This window comes from Pseudomonas sp. PsB (assembly GCF_043658375.1).
Lineage (GTDB): Bacteria > Pseudomonadota > Gammaproteobacteria > Pseudomonadales > Pseudomonadaceae > Aquipseudomonas > Aquipseudomonas putida_Z.
In genome coordinates this window covers 239,580-258,057 of sequence record NZ_JBIGLU010000004.1, presented here as the reverse complement: position 1 = coordinate 258,057, position 18,478 = coordinate 239,580, and the positions used below count along the sequence as shown (strand labels likewise).

Here is an 18,478-nt window from a genome sequence, read left to right as displayed (position 1 = left end):
CCAGCCAGGGGTAGCCTGAAGATGCGCCTGGGTCTGGTACTGGGTGACCAGCTGTCCTTCGACCTGGCAAGCCTCAACGCCCTCGATCCTGCCCGCGATGCTGTGCTGATGGCGGAAGTGGAAGGGGAGGCCAGGTACGTGCCGCATCATCCGCTGAAGATCGTCCTGATCTTCAGCGCCATGCGGCACTTCGCACTGGCACTGCGCGAGCGCGGTTGGCAGGTGCATTATGTGCAACTCGATGATGACGGCAACAGCGGAACCATCGTTGGCGAGTTGCGGCGCTGGCAGCAGGCCCTGGGAGCCACGCATATTCACCTGACCGAGTGCGGAGAGTGGCGCCTGGAGCAGGCGTTGCGCGATGCCGCACTGCCGCTTGTGTGGCATCGCGACACGCGATTTCTATGCTCTCGCGAAGCTTTCGCGCGCTGGGCCCGGGAGCGCGGCCAACTGCGCATGGAACACTTCTACCGTGGCATGCGCAAACGCACCGGCCTGCTGCTGGAGCCTGACGGCAGCCCGGCAGGTGGAACCTGGAATCTCGATGGCGACAACCGCAAGGCCTTGCCTCGCCAGCTACGTGGCCCCTTCGCCGCACATTTCGCACAGGACGACATCACAGCTGCAGTCATAGCCCTGGTACGGCAACGCTTCAGCGACCACTACGGAGCCATCGACGGTTTCGACTACCCGGTGACCCATGCCGAGGCACAGCAGCTCTGGCAACACTTTCTGGATTTCGGCCTGGCGGCTTTCGGTGACTACCAGGATGCGATGGCCGAGGGCGAGCCGTACCTGTTCCATGCGCGCATCAGTGCAGCACTCAACATCGGGCTTCTTGATGTGCGTTTTCTATGCGACGGGGTCGACAAGGCCTGGCGCGAGGGGCGAGTGCCGCTCAATGCAGCAGAGGGCTTCATCCGCCAGCTGATCGGCTGGCGTGAGTATGTACGCGGCATCTATTGGCTGCGCATGCCGGAGTATGCCGCGCTCAATTACCTGGGTAACGAGCGAGCGTTGCCGGAATTCTACTGGACCGGTCGCACCCGCATGCGCTGCATGGAGCAGGCCATCGGGCAAACCCTTCGCTTGGGTTACGCTCACCATATCCAGCGCCTGATGGTCACCGGCAACTTCGCCTTGTTGGCCGGTATCGCGCCCACCGCAATCTGTGAGTGGTACCTGGCTGTCTACATGGATGCCTTCGACTGGGTCGAACTGCCCAACACGCTTGGTATGGTGATGTACGCCGACGGCGGCTACCTGGGCTCCAAGCCTTACTGCGCCAGCGGTCGCTACATCCAGCGCATGTCCGATCATTGCAAGGCCTGCAGTTACAGGGTTGACCAGGTGGCCGAGGAGGACGCCTGCCCGTTCAATGCCCTGTACTGGCATTTTCTCATCCGTCATCGCCACCTGCTTTCGGCCAACCCGCGTCTGGCGCTGGTCTATCGAAACCTCGATGGCATGTCGGCTGACCGTCGCGATGCCATCTGGCAGCGTGGCCAGTCACTTTTGGCGCGACTCGATGCGGCGCAGCCGGTATGAAAAAGGGTCTTTTGCCCAGCAAGGTCTGCGTGGTGTGTGGGCGGCCGTTCAACTGGCGCAAGCGCTGGTCACGTTGCTGGGAGCAGGTGCGCTACTGCTCCGAACGATGCCGCAAGTCAGCACCGCACCGCAAGGCGCACGAGCAGGGGGAGGGTAACGGCCCATATCGGCATCAGTAGCAGGCCGGTTACCAGTGGGCCCATGGGCAAGTCGACATTTGCCAGCCCCGCTCCGCCTACATAGGCCAGCGGGCCGCCAACTGCACCCAGCAGTGCACCGAGCTGCCAGTGCCTGTCGGCCCATGCCAGGCTGTGGCGCATGCCGCTGGCCAGTACCAGCCACAGCAGCGCAAGCCACAGCGGCAATGGCCAGGTGTCGAAGCTGAACACGCCCAGCGCGCCCAGCACGCTATCCAGCACACACCCGACCGGCGTTACCAGCAACAGCGCCTTGACCTCTGCGTGGACGGCCGGGCACAGGCTCAGATGCACCGCCAGGCCAGCAATCACCAGCATCGACAGGAAGGGCTTTTCGGCCCCCAGTACGCATAGCCACCAGCCAGCCTGTAGCCACAAGGCATTGGCGAGCAGCCAGCCACGGCTCATCAGGCACTGCCAGGCAAGGGCGCGCGCCGTGCCTGGGGCGCTGCCCAGAGCAGATGCGCGACACCGATGGTGCGCTCCTCGAAACCGCCTTGGCAGTAACACAGGTAGAACTCCCACAGGCGCTGGAACATGTCGTCGTAGCCAAGGTCCGTCAACGCTGCGCGTGCCTGGCGCAGGTTTTCTCGCCAATGCCGCAATGTGTGGGCATAGTCCTGGCCGAAATCTTCCATGTGCAAGAGGTTGAGTGCGGTGTGCCGGCTGGCAGTTTCCAGCATCACGCTCAACGAAGGCAGGGCGCCACCGGGGAAGATGTAGCGCTGGATGAAATCGACCGACCGCCGCGCCTGCTCATAGCGCTGGTCGCGTATGGTGATCGCTTGCAACAGCATCAGGCCGTCGGGCTTGAGTAGCGAGGCGCACTGGCGGAAATACACCGGCAGGTAACGGTGGCCGACAGCCTCGATCATCTCGATCGAGACCAGTTTGTCGAAGGTGCCTTGAAGATCGCGGTAGTCTTCGCGAAGCACTTTCACGCGCTGCTCCAGCCCCAGGGCCTGAACGCGTTGCAGAGTATGGCTGTACTGCGCCTCGGAAAGCGTGGTGGTGGTGACCTTGCAGCCATATCGGGTGGCGGCGTGGATTGCCAGGCTGCCCCACCCGCAGCCGATCTCCAGCAGGTGGTCGGCAGGGCTCAGCTCCAGCTTCTGGCAGATGCGCTCCAGCTTGTGCAGCTGTGCTTGCTCCAGTGTCTGCCCCGGGTGTTCGAACTGAGCTGCCGAATACATCATGGTGGGGTCGAGCAGCCGCTCGAACAGGGCATTGCCCAGATCGTAGTGCGCCAGAATATTGCGGCGGGCACCACGCCTGTTGTTGCGGTTGAGTTTGTGCTGCAACCGCAGGGCAGGGCGGCCGAAGCGGGCCAGGCCCCCCTCGAGGGCGTCAAGTACCTCAAGGTTTGCGACGAACAGACGAGTCACCAGCGCCAGGTCGGGACTGCGCCAATAGCCGTGAATGTAGGCTTCGCCAGCACCGATCGAGCCATTGCCGGCTATCAGGCCCCAGGTGATGTCATCAAGGATCTCCACCTCGGCCTGCAACGGGCTGTGGGCGTCACCGAAACTCCACTGCTGCCCGTGGCTGAGCAGGCGCAGGTGGCCATGGCGCAGCCTGCCCAGCCGGGCGAGCACGGCATTTCGTGCCAGCCCGCCGAACAATGGCCCGAGGCCTGCGAACTTGCTAACGCTCAGGGTGGGGTTCGACATCATCAGGGTCCTCGCAGGAATGGCCGAGCGCCAGGTCACGCTGGCTGGCCGTGTGGTCATGGACGGGTGTGCGTTTGAACAGCAGGCGCAATGCCTGCCAGTAAATGGCCGAGACGGTGCGCAGGCTCATCCATGGGAAGGCCAGTACGTATCGGTGCACAGCGGCTCTATCCAGCGCCTGGCGTTGCAAGGCCAGGTCGGCCTCGAACACCTTGCTATCGCCTTGCCAGTTCTCCATGTGGATGCGCACATGTTCAGCGTCCAGGGCGAAGCGCAAGCGATAGTCCATGTGCAGTGGCATGAACGGCGACACATGGAAGGCCTTGGCGACGGTGAAGGGCCCGGCAAGGTTTCCGCGCACCGGCAGCACGTAATGGAAGCGTTCACGCCATGGTGTGTTTCGCACCTCCAGCAGGATTGCCGTCAGCCGTCCGTCGCGGTCATGGCAGAAATAGAAACTGACCGGGTTGAACGACAGCCCCCAGCAACGCAATTGCGTGAGCAGGTGCACCGGCCCCTCAGGCATTTCTCCCGTCGCGCTGCGCACCAGCAAGCGTGCAGCCTGGGCCAGGGACTCGCCCCGGCGGGTCTGGGCTGGCAGGTAATCTGCCTGGTTCCAGCTGAGCGGCGCCAGGCGCCAGCGCCACAGCCAGCGTGACAGGCCTGTCAGCAAGGCTTGCTCGTCCAGGTCTAGGTAGAACATGCCGATCCTGTAGCGGAAGGCGTGGGGGCGCGGCGCCAGGCGCCGGTGGCTGACCCAGCCCACGCAAAGGCTGCTGTTCACAGGTGCTCTCCGAAATGCGCGGCCACCTTCAACGCACTGACTACGCCATCCTCGTGAAAGCCGTTGCCCCAGTAGGCGCCGCAGAAGTAACTGTGGCGCTGGCCCTGCAGCTGCGCCTGGCGCGCCTGCGCGGCGCACGCCGCAAGGCTGTATTGCGGATGGTCGTACTGGAAGCGGGCAATGATCTGCGCCGGATCCACCAGCGCGGTCTGGTTGAGGCTCACGCAGAAGGTCGTCGGTGCCTGGATACCTTGCAGAATGTTCATGTTGTAGGTCAGCGCGGCAGGCGCCTGCTGCGGCCCGCCGAGACGGTAGTTCCAGCTGGCCCAGGCGCGCTTGCGGCGGGGTAGCAGACGGGTATCGGTGTGCAGCACCACATCGTTGCTGGCATAACCGATGGCGCCGAGCACTTCCCGTTCCTGCACGCTCGGCGCTTCGAGCAAAGCCAGGGCCTGGTCGCTGTGGCAGGCGAACACCACATTGTCGAAACGCTCGGTACCGGCAGCGCTCGTCAGGGTGACGCCACCTTCGTCGCGGCTGACCCGGAAAACCTTGCAGTCGAGGCGGATGCGCCCGGCAAACGGCCGGCACAGCGGACTGACATAGCTGCGCGAACCCCCTTCGATCACGCGCCACTGTGGACGTTGGTTGACCGACAACAAGCCGTGGTTGCGACAAAACCGCACAAAGAACGCAAGTGGGAAGCCGAGCATGTCCGCGCGGGACATCGACCAGATCGCCGACCCCATCGGTACGATGTAATGGTCGATGAAGCGCTGTCCATAGCGCTGAGCCCGGAGGTAGGCGCCCAGGGTCGCGTTGGCATCGATACGCTGGTTATCCAGGTCGGCGAGTGCCTGACGATTGAAACGCAGAATATCCCGTAGCATCCCCCAGAACCCCGGGGACACCAGGTTGCGGCGTTGGGCGAACAGGGTATTCAGGTCGTGCCCGTTGTATTCCAGGCCAGTGACCGGATCATGCACCGAGAAACTCATTTCGGTCGGCCGTGAGGCGACCTTCAGATGGTCGAGCAAGCGGATGAAGTGCGGGTAGGTCCAGTCATTGAAGACGATGAAGCCGGTATCTATTGCATGGCGTTCACCCTGCCAGATCACATCGAGGGTATGCGTGTGGCCCCCGATCCATTTCTCGGCTTCGAAAACCGTCACCTCATGCTTGCGTGACAGCAGATGAGCGCAGGACAGCCCTGCAATGCCGCTGCCGATGATTGCTATACGCATGGATCATCATTCCTGTTCATGACGGGCAAGGCGTTGCCCAAGCCCCAGGCGCAGGCGCGCGGGCAGTGCGCCAAGCAGGCGCAATACCAGGATGAAAAGCCGGGGGAAGTTGATTTCCAGCGGGCGCTCGGGAAGGCGTTTGGCAATATGGCTGGCTGCGCGCTGCGCCGACCACAGCTGCGGCATGGGGAAATCGTTGCGACGGGTCAATGGCGTGTCGACAAAGCCCGGGTTGACGAGGGTGACGGCGATGCCTTCGCGGGCCAGGTCGATGCGCTGCGATTCCACCAGATAACGCACGGCTGCCTTGGACGCGCCATAGGCGCCGGCACGGGGCAAGGCCAGCCAGGTCACCGAACTGCCCATGACCACCAGATGAGGGCGTTGACCGGCGCGAAGCAAGGGCAGGGCCGCTGCCAGGCAGTAGCTGACAGCAAGGAAATTGGTACGGACCACACGCTCGACCAAGGCAGGGTCGAAATGGTCCGGCTCCAGGTACTCGCAGGTGCCTGCATTGAGGATCACCCTGTCCAGCGCTCCCCAGGCCTGCTCGATACGGGTTGCGATCCCGGCGACCTGTACGGGGTCGTCCAGGTCGCCAATGGCCAGCAGCACCTGCCCGGGAAAACGTTCAGCCAACGGGGCCAGACGATCTGCATGCCGTGCGCCCAAGGCGACCTGGTGGCCTTGCTCCAGCAGGCATTGTGCAAGTGCGGCACCGATACCGCTGCTTGCGCCTGTCAGCCAGCAGCGGCTCATGCCATCCGGCCTTTGAGCCATCGAATCGCACCGCCCATGACTGGAACATGTTCGTAGAGCAGGGCTGCTGCGTCGAAATAGTCCTGGTGAAAATGGACCCGGTCATGCCATTGCAGGTAACTGCATCCCTGCAAGCTGATCTGCTGACCGCGGGCCAGGCGTGGGTGGCGAAACTGCAGGGTCCAGCGCAGGTAACCTTGCCCGGGCATCACTTCGTCGATGCTGGAAAAGGCATAGCGAATGTCGTGAGCGTTGGCGTACAACTGCGCGAAATAGGTTCGCAGAGCCCGCAGCCCCTGGATCTGATGCAACGGATCGCGAAAAGTGACATCGTCGCTGTACAGCTTTTCAAGGGTGCCGAGGTTGCCCCCGTCGAGTCTGCTGAAGTGCTCGGCGAATTGCTGCAGATACGCTGACATGCTGGACTCCAGGAAATCCTGTACAGAAATGGCTTGTTGTACAGGTATATCTGAAGTCTAAGCGTAAATCTATACAAGTCAACGATCTTGTATAGGTTTTGTTCAGCGCTCCGCCTGGCCCAGTTGTCGGCGCAATTCAGCCACCTCGGCCTCCAGCTCGCGTAGTTTCTCCTCAGCGAAAATCTGCGCTGTGACATCGCGCTGGATGCCGATGTAGTACGTCAACTGGTCCGCCTCGTTGTACACCGGCGTGACGGACAACTCGTTCCAGAACAAGCTCCCGTCCTTGCGGTAATTGCGCAGCACCTGGCAGCACGGCAGGCCTCCACGGATCGCCTCGCGGATGTTGGCAAGGCCTGCCTGGTCATGATCGTCGCCCTGCAGAAAACGGCAGTCCTGATACAGGATGTCCTCGGCGCGATAGCCGGTCAGGCGCTCGAAGGCGGGGTTGGCGTAGATAAGGATGCTGTCGTCGCCCTCCTGCTCTGCGACGACGATGCCATCGTTGGAATGCTCGACCATCAGTTGCATGAGTTTCGCGTTGATCATGGGGCCCACCTACAGGCATTTAGGATGCGAAGTGCGTAGCCTGGCCTGCGTGCAGAAGGCCTCGGCGCCGTTTGTTGCATGATGACCCAAGGAGGCTCGCCGCAGAAGGTGCATATGGGTTTAGAATGTGCCACCCCCCAGATAAACCCTCATCATGACTGACGCCACCCCAGCCGATTTGCTACCCATGCGCGATGTGGTCAGCCTGACCGGCATCAATCCGGTGACCTTGCGGGCATGGGAGCGGCGCCATGGGTTGATAAGCCCGCAGCGCACCGAGGGCGGCCATCGCCTTTATAGCGCTCGCGATGTCCAGCGCATACGCGACATCTTGCGCTGGACCGGCAATGGGGTGCCCATCAGCAAGGTAGGCGGCATGCTCGCAGGCCAGCCGGATGCGCCGGTGCAGCAGCACTCGGCGTTCGACGACTGGCGCGCTGCCGTGGAGCGTGCAACCAAGGCATTCGATACACAAGCGCTGGAAAGCATCCATGGGCAGTTGTTCACCGTCCTGCCCAAGGCCACCGTGCTGCGTGATGTGCTGATGCCAGTCTGGCATGGCCTGGCCTCAGGCATTGCGCCGGGCCAGCGTAGCCAATGGCTGTTTCTGGACATGTTCCTGCGCGCCCGCCTGCTGATGCGCCTGCAGATGAACCAGGCCGATGCACCGCGCGTGCTGCTGGCAGGCACCGAGGGGCAAGCCGAACTGCAGGTGTTGTGCACCGGGCTGCTGTTGAGCAGCGAGCAGCAACGCATCGAAGTGCTCGGTTGCAGGCAGCCGCTGGAAGAAATACCCATGCTGTGTGCAGCAATGCAGCCCGCGGCAGTGGTGATCAAGGTCCAGGTGCCGGTGGACCCTGCCTTGGCCAGGCGGCTGCGTTCGCTGCAAATGGCAATCGTTTGTCCGCTGGCCTTGATTGGCGAGGGATTGGCCGATTTACAACCAGCCTGGCAAGGCCTCCCGCTGTGTCTGCTGGACGAGCAGCGCGCTGACGTCGCACCCATGCTGAACGCCTTGCTCAGTGGTGCCCTGGACCTTTGACAGGGGCCCGCCGTAGTCTGCCGTACTGATCCTCGCCTGCTCCTGTGGGTTACGCCAGAAGTCTTGCCTCTGGGCGTAACCCGGTCCTGGGCCGGAATCATCACGCCGCGCGCGCAGGCCCAAAGCATCTGGCAGCCCCCTCCAAGGCAGCGTTTCTGGCTGTTTGCCAGCTTCTGATAATCGCCTCCGACATCCCGTCCCCGTTTCGGAGCGCGCCATGTACAACAATAAGAATCTGTCCCCACGTTTGCTGGCGGCTGTTACCGTCAGCCTGTCGACCCTTTGCCTGAGCAGCCTGGCCCAGGCCGAGATCATGCTGTACGACAAGGACCAGACGACGTTTTCCACCGACGGCTATATCAACGCCTTCTACGTCAACAGCGATGTCGATCGGCAGGGCGAGCAGTTCGATCGCCGCCAGTCACGGGTGAAGATGGGCTTTCTGCCCAACTACCTGGGCTTCAACATGGGCAAGCAGGTGGATGACCTGAAGCTCGGCGCGCGAGCCTCGTTCTGGGTGACCATCAACGACAGCGAAACCAACGGTACCGACACCGCCATCGACGTGCGCCAGTTCTACGGCACCGTGGCCAACCCCGAGTGGGGTGAGGTGCTGATCGGCAAGGACTTCGGGCTGTTCGCCCGTTCCAATATCCTGCTCGACGAACTGCTGGCCGGTTATGGCCAGGTCAGTGACACCCTGGGGCTGGTTGACGGCGGCGGGGTCTCGTTCGGCAACATCGGTAGCGGCTACCCGTACCCGTTCCCCACCTCGCAGATCACCTATCGCACCCCAGTGATGGACGGCCTGCGGGTGGCGGTGGGCATCATGGACCCGGTGGACACCAACGACAGCAGCCCGACCGGCAAGGCCTACCAGGAAAACCCGCGTACCGAAAGCGAGATCACCTACCAGTTCGACCTGGGTGGGGCGCAGATCTACAGCTGGCTCAACGGCAGCTACCAGACCTCCGACAACACCGACCCGGCGGTGCAGTCGGTCACCTCCAAAGGTGTCGGCTACGGTGTGCAGGCGAAGATGGGGGGGCTGTCGCTGACCGGCTCGGGGTTCCAGGCCAAGGGCATCAACCCGTTCTTCACCAACAACGCTGGCGAACCGACCTTGCGCAATGTCGACAGCGACGGCTACCTGCTGCAGGGCTCCTACAAGGTCGGCAAGAACCGGGTGGCGCTGTCGTATGGCAAGACCAAGGACGATGGCAACGGTGCGGTGGGCAGTGGTGCGGATTATGAAACCCGTGGCGTGGCGCTGTTCCATGACGTCAACGACAACCTCAAGCTGGTTGCCGAGTACAACCAGTTTTCCATCGACGGCCATGAAACCAGTGACCAGAACGAAGACACCGATACCTTTGCGGTGGGGGCGGTGTTGACCTGGTAAGCCTTGCCAGACCGGGCAACACGGTCAATTGTAGGAGCGGCCTTGTGTCGCGAAAGGGCCGCAAAGCGGCCCCAGGATTTCAGCAGCGATGCACAAATTGCTGGGGCTGCTTTGCAGCCCTTTCGCGACACAAGGCCGCTCCTACAAGGTCCCGCGCATGCCGGTGATATTACGTCCATCGAACCGCCCACCCGCTACCCAAGTAGCATTCGTCGTCGATGATCGCCTTCGTACACTCATCACTCAGCCACCCCGCGCCGGAGACCACGATGCAGCAGGCTCACAACGACGGTGTGGTCAGCGCCATGTCCCAGGCAACCGACGCCCGGCAGGCAGCCCAGGAGCTGGCGGCGCAGTTGCTGCACCCGCACCTGGGCTTCGTGCTGTTCTTCTGCTCCGCCGAATACGACCTGCAGGCCTTGGGCGAAGCCCTGGAGCAGGGTTTTGGCGGCATCCGCCTGGTCGGTTGCACCAGCGCCGGCGAAATCACCCCACTGGGCTACGGCCGCAATTGCATAACGGCAGTCGGGTTCGATCATCGGCACTTTTCCATCGCCACCGAGCTGATCGATGAAATGGAGCGCTTCAGCCTGATCGACGCCCAGCAGATGGTCGAGCGCCTGGTCGGCACCTGCCGCAGCAATAACCTGGCGCCGATCAAGGGCCACAGCTTTGCCCTGACCCTGCTCGACGGCTTGTCCAGCCGTGAGGAAATGGTGCTTGCCGCCCTCAGTGCGGCCCTGGGCGACATCCCGCATTTCGGCGGCTCGGCCGGCGACGACAACTACCTGACCCGCACCCACGTGTATTTCGGCGGCGCGTTCCACCACGGCGCGGCGGTGGTGGTGCTGGTCAATACCTGGCTCGACTTCGAAGTGTTCACCACCCACCACATCCTGCCGCGCCAGGAAAAGCTGGTGGTCACCGGCGCCGACAGTGCCCAGCGCCGGGTCTTCGAACTGAATGCCGAGCCAGCTGCCGAGGAATACGCCCGGCACATCGGCGTGCCGGTGGCCGAGCTCGATCATCGTGTGTTCGCTGCCCATCCGCTGGCCGTGCGCATCCACGACCAGTATTACGTGCGGGCGATACAGCAGGTGCACCCGGACCTGAGCCTGAGTTTCTACTGCGCTGTGGAAAACGGCATCGTGCTTACCGCCATGACCCCGGGCCCGCTGTTGCCGAACCTGCACCAGTTGTTCGACGGCTTGCAGCAGCGCCTCGGCCCGCTGCTGCTGACCATCGGTTGCGATTGCTTCCTGCGGCGGCTGGAGCTGGAAGCCCGGGACGGGCTGGAAGCGGTCGGTACGTTCCTGCGCGAGCAGCGGGTGATCGGCTTCAACACCTACGGAGAACAGTTCGATGGCATGCACATCAACCAGACCTTCACCGGAGTCGCCATTGCCCGCAACCGGCCTCCTGTCGGTCGCTGAACTGCAGGCCGAGGTCGCCCGGCTGCAGCACCAGAACCACAAGCTGCAGCGTATCAACGGCGCCCTGATCGAGCGTATCGAGTCCGGCGTCACGCGTGGCAACGACCCTTATGCCGCGTTTCAGCATTCGGTGGTGCTGGCCGAGCAGGTGCGCGAACGCACCGAAGCGCTGAACCAGGCCATGGCCGAGCTCAAGGCCGTCAACCACCTGCTCAGCGAGGCCCGGCAGCGGGCCGAGACGGCACACCAGCACCAGATCCGCCTGATCACCGACCATGTACCGGCGCTGATCGCTTACCTGAATGCCGACCTGGTCTACGAATTCACCAACAAGGTCTATGAAGAATGGTATTGCTGGCCTCGTGGCGTGATGCTGGGCCAGAGCCTGCGCGAAGCCCACAGCGAGCAGCATTACCAGCGCCTGGAGGCCTACGTGGCGCGGGCGCTGGCGGGGGAGAGCGTAACCTTCGAGTTTGCCGAAACCAACATCAACGGCCAGGAACGCTACATGCTGCGCTCCTACGTGCCGAACCGCCTGGCCAATGGCGAAGTGGTGGGCATCTTCGTGTTGATCCGCGATATCACCGAGCGACGCAATACCGCACAGGCGCTGCACCAGGCGTATCAGCACCTGGAGCAACGGGTACGCGAGCGCACGGCCGAGCTGACCAGCCTCAACGAGCAGCTGCTGCGCGAAATCGAGGAGCGTAGCCGGGTGGAATCGCGCCTGCGCGAGGCCAAGCGCGAGGCCGAGCAGGCCAACCTGTCGAAAACCAAGTTCCTTGCCGCCGTCAGCCATGACTTGCTGCAGCCACTGAACGCGGCGCGGCTGTTCACCAGCGCCTTGCTCGAACACCGCGAGCCGCACAACAGTGCTCACCTGGTGCGTAATGTCAGCAACTCGCTGGAGGATGTGGAGAACCTGCTAGGTACATTGGTGGATATTTCCAAGCTCGATGCCGGCGTGATCAAGGCCGATGTCGCCCCGTTCGCCCTGCGCGAACTGATGGACAACCTCGCTGCCGAATACGCCCAGGTGGCGCGCAGCGAAGGGCTTGAGCTGCATTTCGTGGGCTGCTCCGCCGTGGTGCGCAGTGACATTCAGCTGCTGGCGCGGATCCTGCGCAACCTGCTCAGCAATGCCATCCGCTACACCCGCAGCGGCCGCGTGGTGCTGGGCTGCCGGCGCCAGCGTGGCGGCTTGCGGATCGAGGTATGGGACAGTGGGATCGGTATCGCCGAAGAGCACCTGGAAGAAATGTTCCAGGAGTTCAGGCGCGGCGATGTGCAGCGCCCGGACCAGGACCGTGGCTTGGGCCTGGGCCTGGCGATCGTGGAAAAGATCGCCGGCATTCTTGGCCACCGGATTCGGGTGCGCTCATGGCTTGGCAAAGGCTCAGTGTTCGCTGTCGAAGTGCCGCTGAGCACCACCGCGCCCAAGGCCCAGCCGAGCCAGGCAATCAGCGAGCCGATGCTCGAACGCCTGCGCGGGGCGCGGGTGTGGGTACTGGATAACGATGCGGCGATTTGCGCTGGCATGCGCACCCTGCTGGAGGGGTGGGGTTGCCGGGTGGTCACCGCGCTGTCGGAGGAGGACCTGGCGCGCCAGGTGGACAACTACCATGCCGAGGCCGACCTGCTGATCGCCGACTACCACCTGGACAACGACTGCAATGGCGTCGACGCCGTGGCGCGGATCAATGCCCGCCGCGCCCAGCCCTTGCCGGCGATGATGATCACCGCCAACTACAGCAACGAGCTCAAGCAACAGATCCGCGAGCTGGGCCACACCCTGATGCACAAGCCGGTGCGGCCGATGAAGCTGAAGGCGGCGATGAGCCATTTGCTGGGCAGCCAGGCCTAGCCGTGATGCCAGACAATCGGACCCAAAGGCTGCTCAGTACGTGTAGGAGCAGCCTTGCGCTGCGAAGAGTCCATTACTGCTAGAGAAGATTATTGCCTTGCCGGCCTCTTCGCAGCACAAGGCTGCTCCTACAGGGCAATGAGGTAGCCTGGGCAATGGAGCAGGGACCAGGTCAACGCCGCAGGTAATCACCGAAATCGATATCACCGGCACTTAGGATGGCCTGCACCCGGTTGTGCACGTTGAGTTTGCGCAGGATTGCCGAAACATGGGCCTTGACCGTAGTCTCGGCGATATCCAGGGTGTAGGCGATCTGCTTGTTCGACTCGCCCTTGGTCATGCGCTCGAGCACCAGCAGCTGCTTGCGGGTCAGGGCCTGGAGCATCTCCGGCGGGAAACTCGGGGCATCGTTCAGGCGCCGGCTGGTGCTGCTTTTCTGGGCACGGATGATGTCGGGCGGCAGGTAGACGTTGCCATTGAGGATCTGCTCGATCGCCTCGATCATCTGTGAGCGGGGCGAGGACTTGGTGATGAAGCCCACCGCACCATAAGTGATGGCCTGCAGCACGATCTGCTTTTCCTGCTCGGCCGAGACGATCACCACCGGCGTGGTCGGTGCCTCGTTGCGCAGGGTGATCAGGCCATTGAGGCCATGCATGCCGGGCATGTTCAGGTCGAGCAGGATCAGGTCGAGGTCGTCGTGCTCGTGGGTCAGCGCCAGGGCGCTGTCCAGGTCGGCAGTTTCCATGACTTCGCTGCCCTGGAAGCCATCGCTGATAACGTTGTGGATGGCTTCGCGAAACAGGGGGTGATCGTCGGCAATCAGAATTTTGTACATGGCCTTTTCACCTCGTTTTTATTGGATGGAGCGGGCACGCGTTCGCAGGCGATGAATTCAGGGGAAGGGTTCTGGCTGCGCCGGCTGCAGCGGCAGGTTGGCCTGCTGCCAGGCGTCCAGGCCGTCGCGGTACCAATACAGATTCTTATAGCCCAGGGCTTTCGCGCGTTTTACCGCGTTCCAGCTTAACCAGCAATCGGAGCGGCAGTAAAAGACCAGCGGTTGCTCCGTGCGCCCCGCGGTGGCTTGTTGCAGGTTGCGCACGAAGTAATCGTGCCACGCCGGGCTCAGCTCACCGTCGCCGGTGTTGGCCAGCCAGCGGCTGCCGGGGATGTTGGCGTGGGGTTCATCTTCGATGAAGCGGCCTTGCAGCCATTGGCGGCGGTAGACGTCGATCAGCACCGGCTGGGGGGTGTGCCCCAGCAGGCCTTGCAGGGTGGCAGTGTCGATGACCTGGCCGCCCTCGACCTGTTGTGGGGTCGGGCTGCGGTAGAGGGTGGTGCGATAGCCGTCGGCGGAGAATAGCGGCGTGGTGTCGGCCTGGGCGATGCCCAGCGTCAGGCTCAGGGAAAGCGCCGCCAGCAATGGGCGTGGCAGCCGGGGCAGGGCATGTGGCATGGGGTTTGTCCTTTTTGTTATAGGCCCATTACATGCCAGTGGCGGTGCATTGTGAATGCGACGATCAGACAGCAAAGGCAGTACCAAAGTAGTAGAAAGCCGGGCGCCTCTGGCCTGATCCTGCCCAATATCTGAATGCATGCGCGATCCCTGTGGGAGCGGGTTTACCCGCGAACACCGGCGAAGCCGGTGCCATGCACCGCGTTGTCTTCTTCGCGGGTAAACCCGCTCCCACACGGACCGTGTTCCTTCAACGGGTTCGGCGAAGGGTCCGGAGGGAGACAGCTGCCAATCAGCGCGGCTTGCGCAGCGCCGCATGCTGGGGGTTGAAGGTAAGGATCGCCAGCAGGGTGAACAGCACGGTCAGCCCCAGGCATACCGCCAGCGCCAGCGGGTTGAAGCGCTCATACAAGGCAAAGCGCACCAGCTCCACGGCATGGGTGAACGGGTTCACTGCACACAGCCAGTACAGCCACTGGCTGGCCTCACGCATCTTCCACAACGGGTACAGCGCCGAGGACAGGAAGAACAGCGGGAATATCACGAAGTTCATCACCCCGGCAAAGTTCTCCAGCTGGCGAATCGCATTCGACAGCAACAGCCCCAGGGCGCTGAGCATCAGCGCCACCAGCAACAACGCCGGTAGCGCCAGCAACAGGCCCGCAGCCGGTGGCTGCACGCCATACAACCAGGCAATGGCAAGGAAGGCGTACACCTGCAGCAGGGAGATCAACGAGGTTGCCAGCAGCTTGCTGCCGAGCAGGAAGGGCCGCGGCAATGGGCTGGTCAGCAACACGCGCATGCTGCCCATCTCCCGGTCATAGACCATCGACAGCGAGCCCTGCATGCCGTTGAACAGCAGGATCATGCAGGCAAGGCCCGGGATGATGTACACCTCGTAGGGGATGTAGGTGTCGTAGGGCTCGATGATCGCAATGCCCAGGGCCGCGCGAAAGCCGGCGGCGAACACCAGCAGCCACAGCAGCGGGCGCACCAGGGCGCTGAGAAAACGGGTGCGCTGCAGGACGAAACGCAGGCACTCGCGCAGGAGAATGCCGTTGAAGCACTGCCAGTAAGCGTTCATCGGGCATTGGCTCCTGTGGGGGCGCTGGTCAGGCAGGCAAAGGCATGGTCGAGGTCACCGCCGTGCTCCAGGCTCAGGGCGTCGGCCGTGCCGCTGGCCACCAGGCGCCCTTCATGCAGGATCAGCAGGTCATCGCTGGGCTGCACTTCGTCCAGCAGATGGGTGGTCCACAGCACACTGAGGCGCTGCTCGCGGCACAGCAGCCGCAGGTGCTGGTTGAGCGCCAGGCGGCTGGCCGGGTCGAGGCCGACGCTGGCCTCGTCGAGCAACAGCAAACGCGGCTCATGCAGCAGCGCGCGGGCAATTTCCACCCGGCGCCGATGGCCGATGTTCAGCGCCCGGACCGGTTCGCTTCGCCGCTCATCGAGGCCCTGGCGGGCCAACTCGGCATCGACCCGAATATTGCCCTGGCGCCGCGACAGGCCGTGCAGCGAGGCGTGGTAGCGCAGGTTCTGCTCCACGCTCAGGTCCAGGTCGAGGGTGCTTTGCTGGAACACCACGCCCAGCTGGCGCAAGGCCGGGCGTGTGGCGTTGCGCAGCGAGCAGCCGCACACGCGGATGTCGCCATGCTGCAGGTCGTACAAGCGGGTGAGCAGGGCGATCAAGGTCGACTTGCCGGCGCCATTGGGGCCCAGCAAGGCGGCAAAGCGCCCGGGCGCCAGGCTGAAGCCGACTTGCCTGAGCGCCTCGCGCTGGCCGTAGGCAAAGCTCACGTCACTGACTTCGAGGGTATTCATGGCGTCACCACCACGCCCCAGGGGTAGCGGCCGACCTTCACCGACTTGAGCACCTTGAGGTTTTTTGCATCGATCACCGAAACGTCGCCACTGACCCCGTTGGTGGCCAGCAAATGGCTCTGGTCCGGGGTGAACGCCAATTGCCAGACCCGCCGGCCCACCAGCAGGTAGTCGAGTACTTCGTAGGTCTTGGCATCGACCACCGCCACATGGTTGGCCGGGCCCAGGGCGACGAACGCGTACTTGCCATCGGCGCTGAGCTTGATGCCTACCGGCTGGACCTTGTCCGGGTGCACGCCCTTGATCTGGAAGTTGAGGGTTTTCAGCACCTGGCGGCTGGCCACGTCGAGGATGGTCACCGTGCCGCCGATTTCTGCCGAGGCCCACAGCCGCGAGCCGTCCTGGCTGAACTCGACGAAGCGCGGTCGCTGGTCCACCGGGGTGCTGTCCGCCAGGGTCTGGGTGCTGGTGTCGATCCAGTGCAGCATGTTGGTGGTTTCGCTGGTGTTGACCGCCCACTTGCCATCCGGGCTCACCGCCATGCCTTCGGGCTCGATGCCGACGTCGATCTGCCCGAGCACCTTGTCGGTCTGGGTGTCGATCACTGTCACCAGCGCGTCGTCCTCGTTGGACACGTACAACCAGCGGTCGTTGGGGTGCAGGGCGAACTGCTCGGGGTCCTTGCCGGAGGGCAGCTCCTTGATGATCTTGCGGGTGGCCACGTCCATCACCTGCACCCGGTCCGAATCGCTGGCGCAGATGTACAGCAGCGTGTTGTCGTGGGACAGCAGCAGGCCGCGCGGGCGCTGGCCCACCGGCAGGGTCTCGGTGACTTGCAGGGTGTGCATGTCGATCAGGCTGAGGCTGTTGTCCTTCTCGTTCGACACCCAGGCGGTGGCGGCCACGGCATGCCCGCCGGCAAGCGCCAGGGCGCCCGACAGCAGGCTGGGGTAAAGCAGTGCCCGGTGAAACGGGGAGCGACGCATGGCGAAATCCTTTTTGTTGTGGTTATCGGGTCAGGGGTAGCCGCAGGTCACTTCGGGCTTGTCGTAGCCCAGGCTGTCCATTTCGTTGAACGGGTGCAGGAAGCCCTCCTGCGGCGAGGTGCTGACCAGGGCCCGCGGCTGCACCAGCGGGATTGGCTGGCGCAGCTCGCCGTTCCACGGGCGGTAGCTGAGCTTGCGGCCCTTGAAACCGTCCAGCGGCAACTGCTCGCTGAGCAGCAGTTGCTGCAGGGCGCGGGGCTCGGCCTGGCGCAGTTTGCTCACTGCGCTGGCGACGCTGCGCACGGCCATCCAGGCGGCGAAGTCGCGGTCGTTCATCCAGCGCCCGGCCTGGGCTTCGAAGCGCTTTTGCAACTGCGCCGCGCCGAAGGTTTCCACGGTCTTGTGCCAGCCGGTGGGGGTCAGGCCCTGGGTGCCGGCCACTGGGCGCGGGTACCAGGTCTGGTAGGGCAGGTACTCGCCGAAGTCGCCGCGCTCGTCGGCCACCAGCACCACATCGTACTCGGCGGTTTGGGTGAACAGCGGCATGTCGGCCTGGGCGCTGCGGCGCTGGTCGTTGTCGAATGTCCAGGCTTTCTCCGCGACCAGCTGCATGCCAAAGCGCTTCATGGACCGGCGCAGGGCAGCCGCGTAGGCGCGGTCGTCGTCGGTCTGGCCGACGATCAACAGCGCTCGCTGCCATTTGCGCAGTACCAGAAATTGCGCCAGGGCATCGGCCAGCATGGCGCGGCTGGGCAGGCTGTGCAGCACATTGCCCAGGCACTGGCTGCTGCGCAGGCTGTCGTCCGGGCTGCCGGCGTTGAACAGCAGGCTGTCGGGCAGGGCGGCAGACAGCGCGCGCAGGCTGGCGGCGGGGGCATTCACCACGAACAGCCGCAGGCCCTGGTCATGCTGGGCCTTGGCGGCTTGCAGCAGGGCTTCGGGGCTGTCGACGCTGGCATTGGCCAGGTGGAATTCCTGCTTGAGAAAACGCCCGCTGCTGTTGCTGTCGACAATCGCCAGTTCGGCGCCCTGCAGCCCGGCATCGGTGGGCTCGGGAAGGATGTTGGACAGCAGCGGGCCGGGATCGGGGCGATAGCCGAGGTAGCCGATGCGCACCTGCAACGGTTCCGCGGCCTGGGCCTGCGCGGCGGGCGCCGGGCTCGCAGAAAGCGTCGCGGCCAGGGCCAGCAGGCAGGTCAGGGCAAGGTGGGCAGGCTGGCGCATAAGGCAACTCCACGGCAGATGGCGCCAGCATAGGAAGCCCGCCGGGGAGGGGGAAATATGCAGAAAGTAGCGCTCGGCCG

The 18,478-nt window shown here is 63.7% G+C and carries 19 protein-coding genes; 6 read left to right on the top strand and 13 right to left on the bottom strand.

Going from position 1 to position 18,478, the window contains the following annotated elements:
* Nucleotides 1–21 precede the first annotated feature (21 nt).
* Nucleotides 22–1,548 carry a cryptochrome/photolyase family protein gene (locus ACGLHT_RS08900; RefSeq protein ID WP_274119984.1) on the top strand — a complete coding sequence of 509 codons (1,527 nt, stop codon included), beginning with the start codon at nucleotides 22–24 and terminating at the stop codon, nucleotides 1,546–1,548.
* Nucleotides 1,545–1,727 (top strand): DUF2256 domain-containing protein, encoded by a 183-nt coding sequence (locus ACGLHT_RS08895; protein ID WP_082810517.1) that lies wholly within the window; start codon nucleotides 1,545–1,547, stop codon nucleotides 1,725–1,727. Before ACGLHT_RS08900 ends, ACGLHT_RS08895 begins: the two co-directional genes overlap by 4 nt.
* On the opposite strand, the gene ACGLHT_RS08890 is transcribed toward ACGLHT_RS08895, so the two are convergent.
* The 7 genes from ACGLHT_RS08890 to ACGLHT_RS08860 form a co-directional block, all read right to left on the bottom strand.
* Nucleotides 1,665–2,153: a DUF2878 domain-containing protein gene (locus tag ACGLHT_RS08890; RefSeq protein ID WP_274119983.1), complete on the bottom strand. Its 489-nt coding sequence runs from the start codon at nucleotides 2,151–2,153 to the stop codon at nucleotides 1,665–1,667. The genes ACGLHT_RS08895 and ACGLHT_RS08890 overlap by 63 nt on opposite strands.
* Nucleotides 2,153–3,415, bottom strand: coding sequence for a cyclopropane-fatty-acyl-phospholipid synthase family protein (locus tag ACGLHT_RS08885; protein WP_015270035.1), 1,263 nt, complete (start codon nucleotides 3,413–3,415; stop codon nucleotides 2,153–2,155). The genes ACGLHT_RS08890 and ACGLHT_RS08885 overlap by 1 nt, the downstream gene beginning before the upstream one ends.
* Nucleotides 3,390–4,199, bottom strand: coding sequence for a DUF1365 domain-containing protein (locus tag ACGLHT_RS08880; protein WP_274119982.1), 810 nt, complete (start codon nucleotides 4,197–4,199; stop codon nucleotides 3,390–3,392). Before ACGLHT_RS08880 ends, ACGLHT_RS08885 begins: the two co-directional genes overlap by 26 nt.
* Entirely contained in the window at nucleotides 4,196–5,443 is a 1,248-nt protein-coding gene (locus ACGLHT_RS08875) for an NAD(P)/FAD-dependent oxidoreductase (RefSeq protein ID WP_013972159.1), read from the bottom strand. Before ACGLHT_RS08875 ends, ACGLHT_RS08880 begins: the two co-directional genes overlap by 4 nt.
* A gap of 6 nt (nucleotides 5,444–5,449) precedes the next feature.
* On the bottom strand, nucleotides 5,450–6,202 hold the full coding sequence (locus ACGLHT_RS08870; protein ID WP_013972160.1) for an SDR family oxidoreductase: 753 nt from the start codon (nucleotides 6,200–6,202) through the stop codon (nucleotides 5,450–5,452).
* On the bottom strand, nucleotides 6,199–6,621 hold the full coding sequence (locus tag ACGLHT_RS08865; RefSeq protein WP_015270038.1) for a nuclear transport factor 2 family protein: 423 nt from the start codon (nucleotides 6,619–6,621) through the stop codon (nucleotides 6,199–6,201). The genes ACGLHT_RS08870 and ACGLHT_RS08865 overlap by 4 nt, the downstream gene beginning before the upstream one ends.
* A 102-nt stretch (nucleotides 6,622–6,723) precedes the next feature.
* Nucleotides 6,724–7,170 carry a PAS domain S-box protein gene (locus tag ACGLHT_RS08860; protein WP_013972162.1) on the bottom strand — a complete coding sequence of 149 codons (447 nt, stop codon included), beginning with the start codon at nucleotides 7,168–7,170 and terminating at the stop codon, nucleotides 6,724–6,726.
* A 154-nt stretch (nucleotides 7,171–7,324) separates the two neighbouring features.
* On the opposite strand from ACGLHT_RS08860, the gene ACGLHT_RS08855 reads away from it, so the two are divergent.
* The 4 genes from ACGLHT_RS08855 (at nucleotide 7,325) to ACGLHT_RS08840 (ending at nucleotide 12,911) form a co-directional block, all read left to right on the top strand.
* Entirely contained in the window at nucleotides 7,325–8,212 is an 888-nt protein-coding gene (locus ACGLHT_RS08855) for a MerR family transcriptional regulator (RefSeq protein WP_137164266.1), read from the top strand.
* A gap of 217 nt (nucleotides 8,213–8,429) precedes the next feature.
* Nucleotides 8,430–9,614 (top strand): porin, encoded by a 1,185-nt coding sequence (locus tag ACGLHT_RS08850; RefSeq protein WP_003257627.1) that lies wholly within the window; start codon nucleotides 8,430–8,432, stop codon nucleotides 9,612–9,614.
* Nucleotides 9,615–9,883: 269 nt separating this feature from the next.
* The gene (gene nosP / locus ACGLHT_RS08845; RefSeq protein WP_137164264.1) at nucleotides 9,884–11,047 is read left to right on the top strand and encodes a nitric oxide-sensing protein NosP; all 1,164 of its coding nucleotides are present in this window, start codon (nucleotides 9,884–9,886) and stop codon (nucleotides 11,045–11,047) included.
* Nucleotides 11,016–12,911 (top strand): NahK/ErcS family hybrid sensor histidine kinase/response regulator, encoded by a 1,896-nt coding sequence (locus ACGLHT_RS08840; RefSeq protein ID WP_274119980.1) that lies wholly within the window; start codon nucleotides 11,016–11,018, stop codon nucleotides 12,909–12,911. The genes nosP and ACGLHT_RS08840 overlap by 32 nt, the downstream gene beginning before the upstream one ends.
* Before the next feature lie 172 nt (nucleotides 12,912–13,083).
* Here the strand turns inward: ACGLHT_RS08840 and ACGLHT_RS08835 are convergent, their stop codons facing one another.
* From ACGLHT_RS08835 to ACGLHT_RS08810, 6 genes are all read right to left on the bottom strand, one after another.
* Complete coding sequence (locus tag ACGLHT_RS08835; RefSeq protein WP_013972165.1) at nucleotides 13,084–13,749, bottom strand: response regulator transcription factor; 666 nt, start codon at nucleotides 13,747–13,749, stop codon at nucleotides 13,084–13,086.
* 57 nt (nucleotides 13,750–13,806) lie between these two features.
* Entirely contained in the window at nucleotides 13,807–14,367 is a 561-nt protein-coding gene (locus tag ACGLHT_RS08830) for a PQQ-dependent catabolism-associated CXXCW motif protein (RefSeq protein ID WP_137164261.1), read from the bottom strand.
* A gap of 292 nt (nucleotides 14,368–14,659) precedes the next feature.
* Nucleotides 14,660–15,451 (bottom strand): ABC transporter permease, encoded by a 792-nt coding sequence (locus ACGLHT_RS08825; RefSeq protein ID WP_013972167.1) that lies wholly within the window; start codon nucleotides 15,449–15,451, stop codon nucleotides 14,660–14,662.
* The gene (locus ACGLHT_RS08820) at nucleotides 15,448–16,188 is read right to left on the bottom strand and encodes an ABC transporter ATP-binding protein (RefSeq protein ID WP_274119978.1); all 741 of its coding nucleotides are present in this window, start codon (nucleotides 16,186–16,188) and stop codon (nucleotides 15,448–15,450) included. Before ACGLHT_RS08820 ends, ACGLHT_RS08825 begins: the two co-directional genes overlap by 4 nt.
* Nucleotides 16,185–17,174, bottom strand: a complete 990-nt coding sequence (locus tag ACGLHT_RS08815; protein ID WP_137164258.1) for a YVTN family beta-propeller repeat protein — start codon at nucleotides 17,172–17,174, stop codon at nucleotides 16,185–16,187. The genes ACGLHT_RS08820 and ACGLHT_RS08815 overlap by 4 nt, the downstream gene beginning before the upstream one ends.
* A 30-nt stretch (nucleotides 17,175–17,204) precedes the next feature.
* Nucleotides 17,205–18,398 (bottom strand): ABC transporter substrate-binding protein, encoded by a 1,194-nt coding sequence (locus tag ACGLHT_RS08810; protein ID WP_137164257.1) that lies wholly within the window; start codon nucleotides 18,396–18,398, stop codon nucleotides 17,205–17,207.
* Nucleotides 18,399–18,478: the final 80 nt, after the last annotated feature.

What these genes read in the sequence shown, in the direction of transcription:
- ACGLHT_RS08900 (WP_274119984.1), top strand. Translation starts at nt 22, where the DNA reads ATGCGCCTGGGTCTGGTACTGGGTGACCAGCTGTCCTTCGACCTGGCA.
- ACGLHT_RS08895 (WP_082810517.1), top strand. Translation starts at nt 1,545, where the DNA reads ATGAAAAAGGGTCTTTTGCCCAGCAAGGTCTGCGTGGTGTGTGGGCGG.
- ACGLHT_RS08890 (WP_274119983.1), bottom strand. Translation starts at nt 2,153, where the DNA reads ATGAGCCGTGGCTGGCTGCTCGCCAATGCCTTGTGGCTACAGGCTGGC.
- ACGLHT_RS08885 (WP_015270035.1), bottom strand. Translation starts at nt 3,415, where the DNA reads ATGTCGAACCCCACCCTGAGCGTTAGCAAGTTCGCAGGCCTCGGGCCA.
- ACGLHT_RS08875 (WP_013972159.1), bottom strand. Translation starts at nt 5,443, where the DNA reads ATGCGTATAGCAATCATCGGCAGCGGCATTGCAGGGCTGTCCTGCGCT.
- ACGLHT_RS08870 (WP_013972160.1), bottom strand. Translation starts at nt 6,202, where the DNA reads ATGAGCCGCTGCTGGCTGACAGGCGCAAGCAGCGGTATCGGTGCCGCA.
- ACGLHT_RS08865 (WP_015270038.1), bottom strand. Translation starts at nt 6,621, where the DNA reads ATGTCAGCGTATCTGCAGCAATTCGCCGAGCACTTCAGCAGACTCGAC.
- ACGLHT_RS08860 (WP_013972162.1), bottom strand. Translation starts at nt 7,170, where the DNA reads ATGATCAACGCGAAACTCATGCAACTGATGGTCGAGCATTCCAACGAT.
- ACGLHT_RS08855 (WP_137164266.1), top strand. Translation starts at nt 7,325, where the DNA reads ATGACTGACGCCACCCCAGCCGATTTGCTACCCATGCGCGATGTGGTC.
- ACGLHT_RS08850 (WP_003257627.1), top strand. Translation starts at nt 8,430, where the DNA reads ATGTACAACAATAAGAATCTGTCCCCACGTTTGCTGGCGGCTGTTACC.
- nosP (WP_137164264.1), top strand. Translation starts at nt 9,884, where the DNA reads ATGCAGCAGGCTCACAACGACGGTGTGGTCAGCGCCATGTCCCAGGCA.
- ACGLHT_RS08835 (WP_013972165.1), bottom strand. Translation starts at nt 13,749, where the DNA reads ATGTACAAAATTCTGATTGCCGACGATCACCCCCTGTTTCGCGAAGCC.
- ACGLHT_RS08830 (WP_137164261.1), bottom strand. Translation starts at nt 14,367, where the DNA reads ATGCCACATGCCCTGCCCCGGCTGCCACGCCCATTGCTGGCGGCGCTT.
- ACGLHT_RS08825 (WP_013972167.1), bottom strand. Translation starts at nt 15,451, where the DNA reads ATGAACGCTTACTGGCAGTGCTTCAACGGCATTCTCCTGCGCGAGTGC.
- ACGLHT_RS08820 (WP_274119978.1), bottom strand. Translation starts at nt 16,188, where the DNA reads ATGAATACCCTCGAAGTCAGTGACGTGAGCTTTGCCTACGGCCAGCGC.
- ACGLHT_RS08815 (WP_137164258.1), bottom strand. Translation starts at nt 17,174, where the DNA reads ATGCGTCGCTCCCCGTTTCACCGGGCACTGCTTTACCCCAGCCTGCTG.
- ACGLHT_RS08810 (WP_137164257.1), bottom strand. Translation starts at nt 18,398, where the DNA reads ATGCGCCAGCCTGCCCACCTTGCCCTGACCTGCCTGCTGGCCCTGGCC.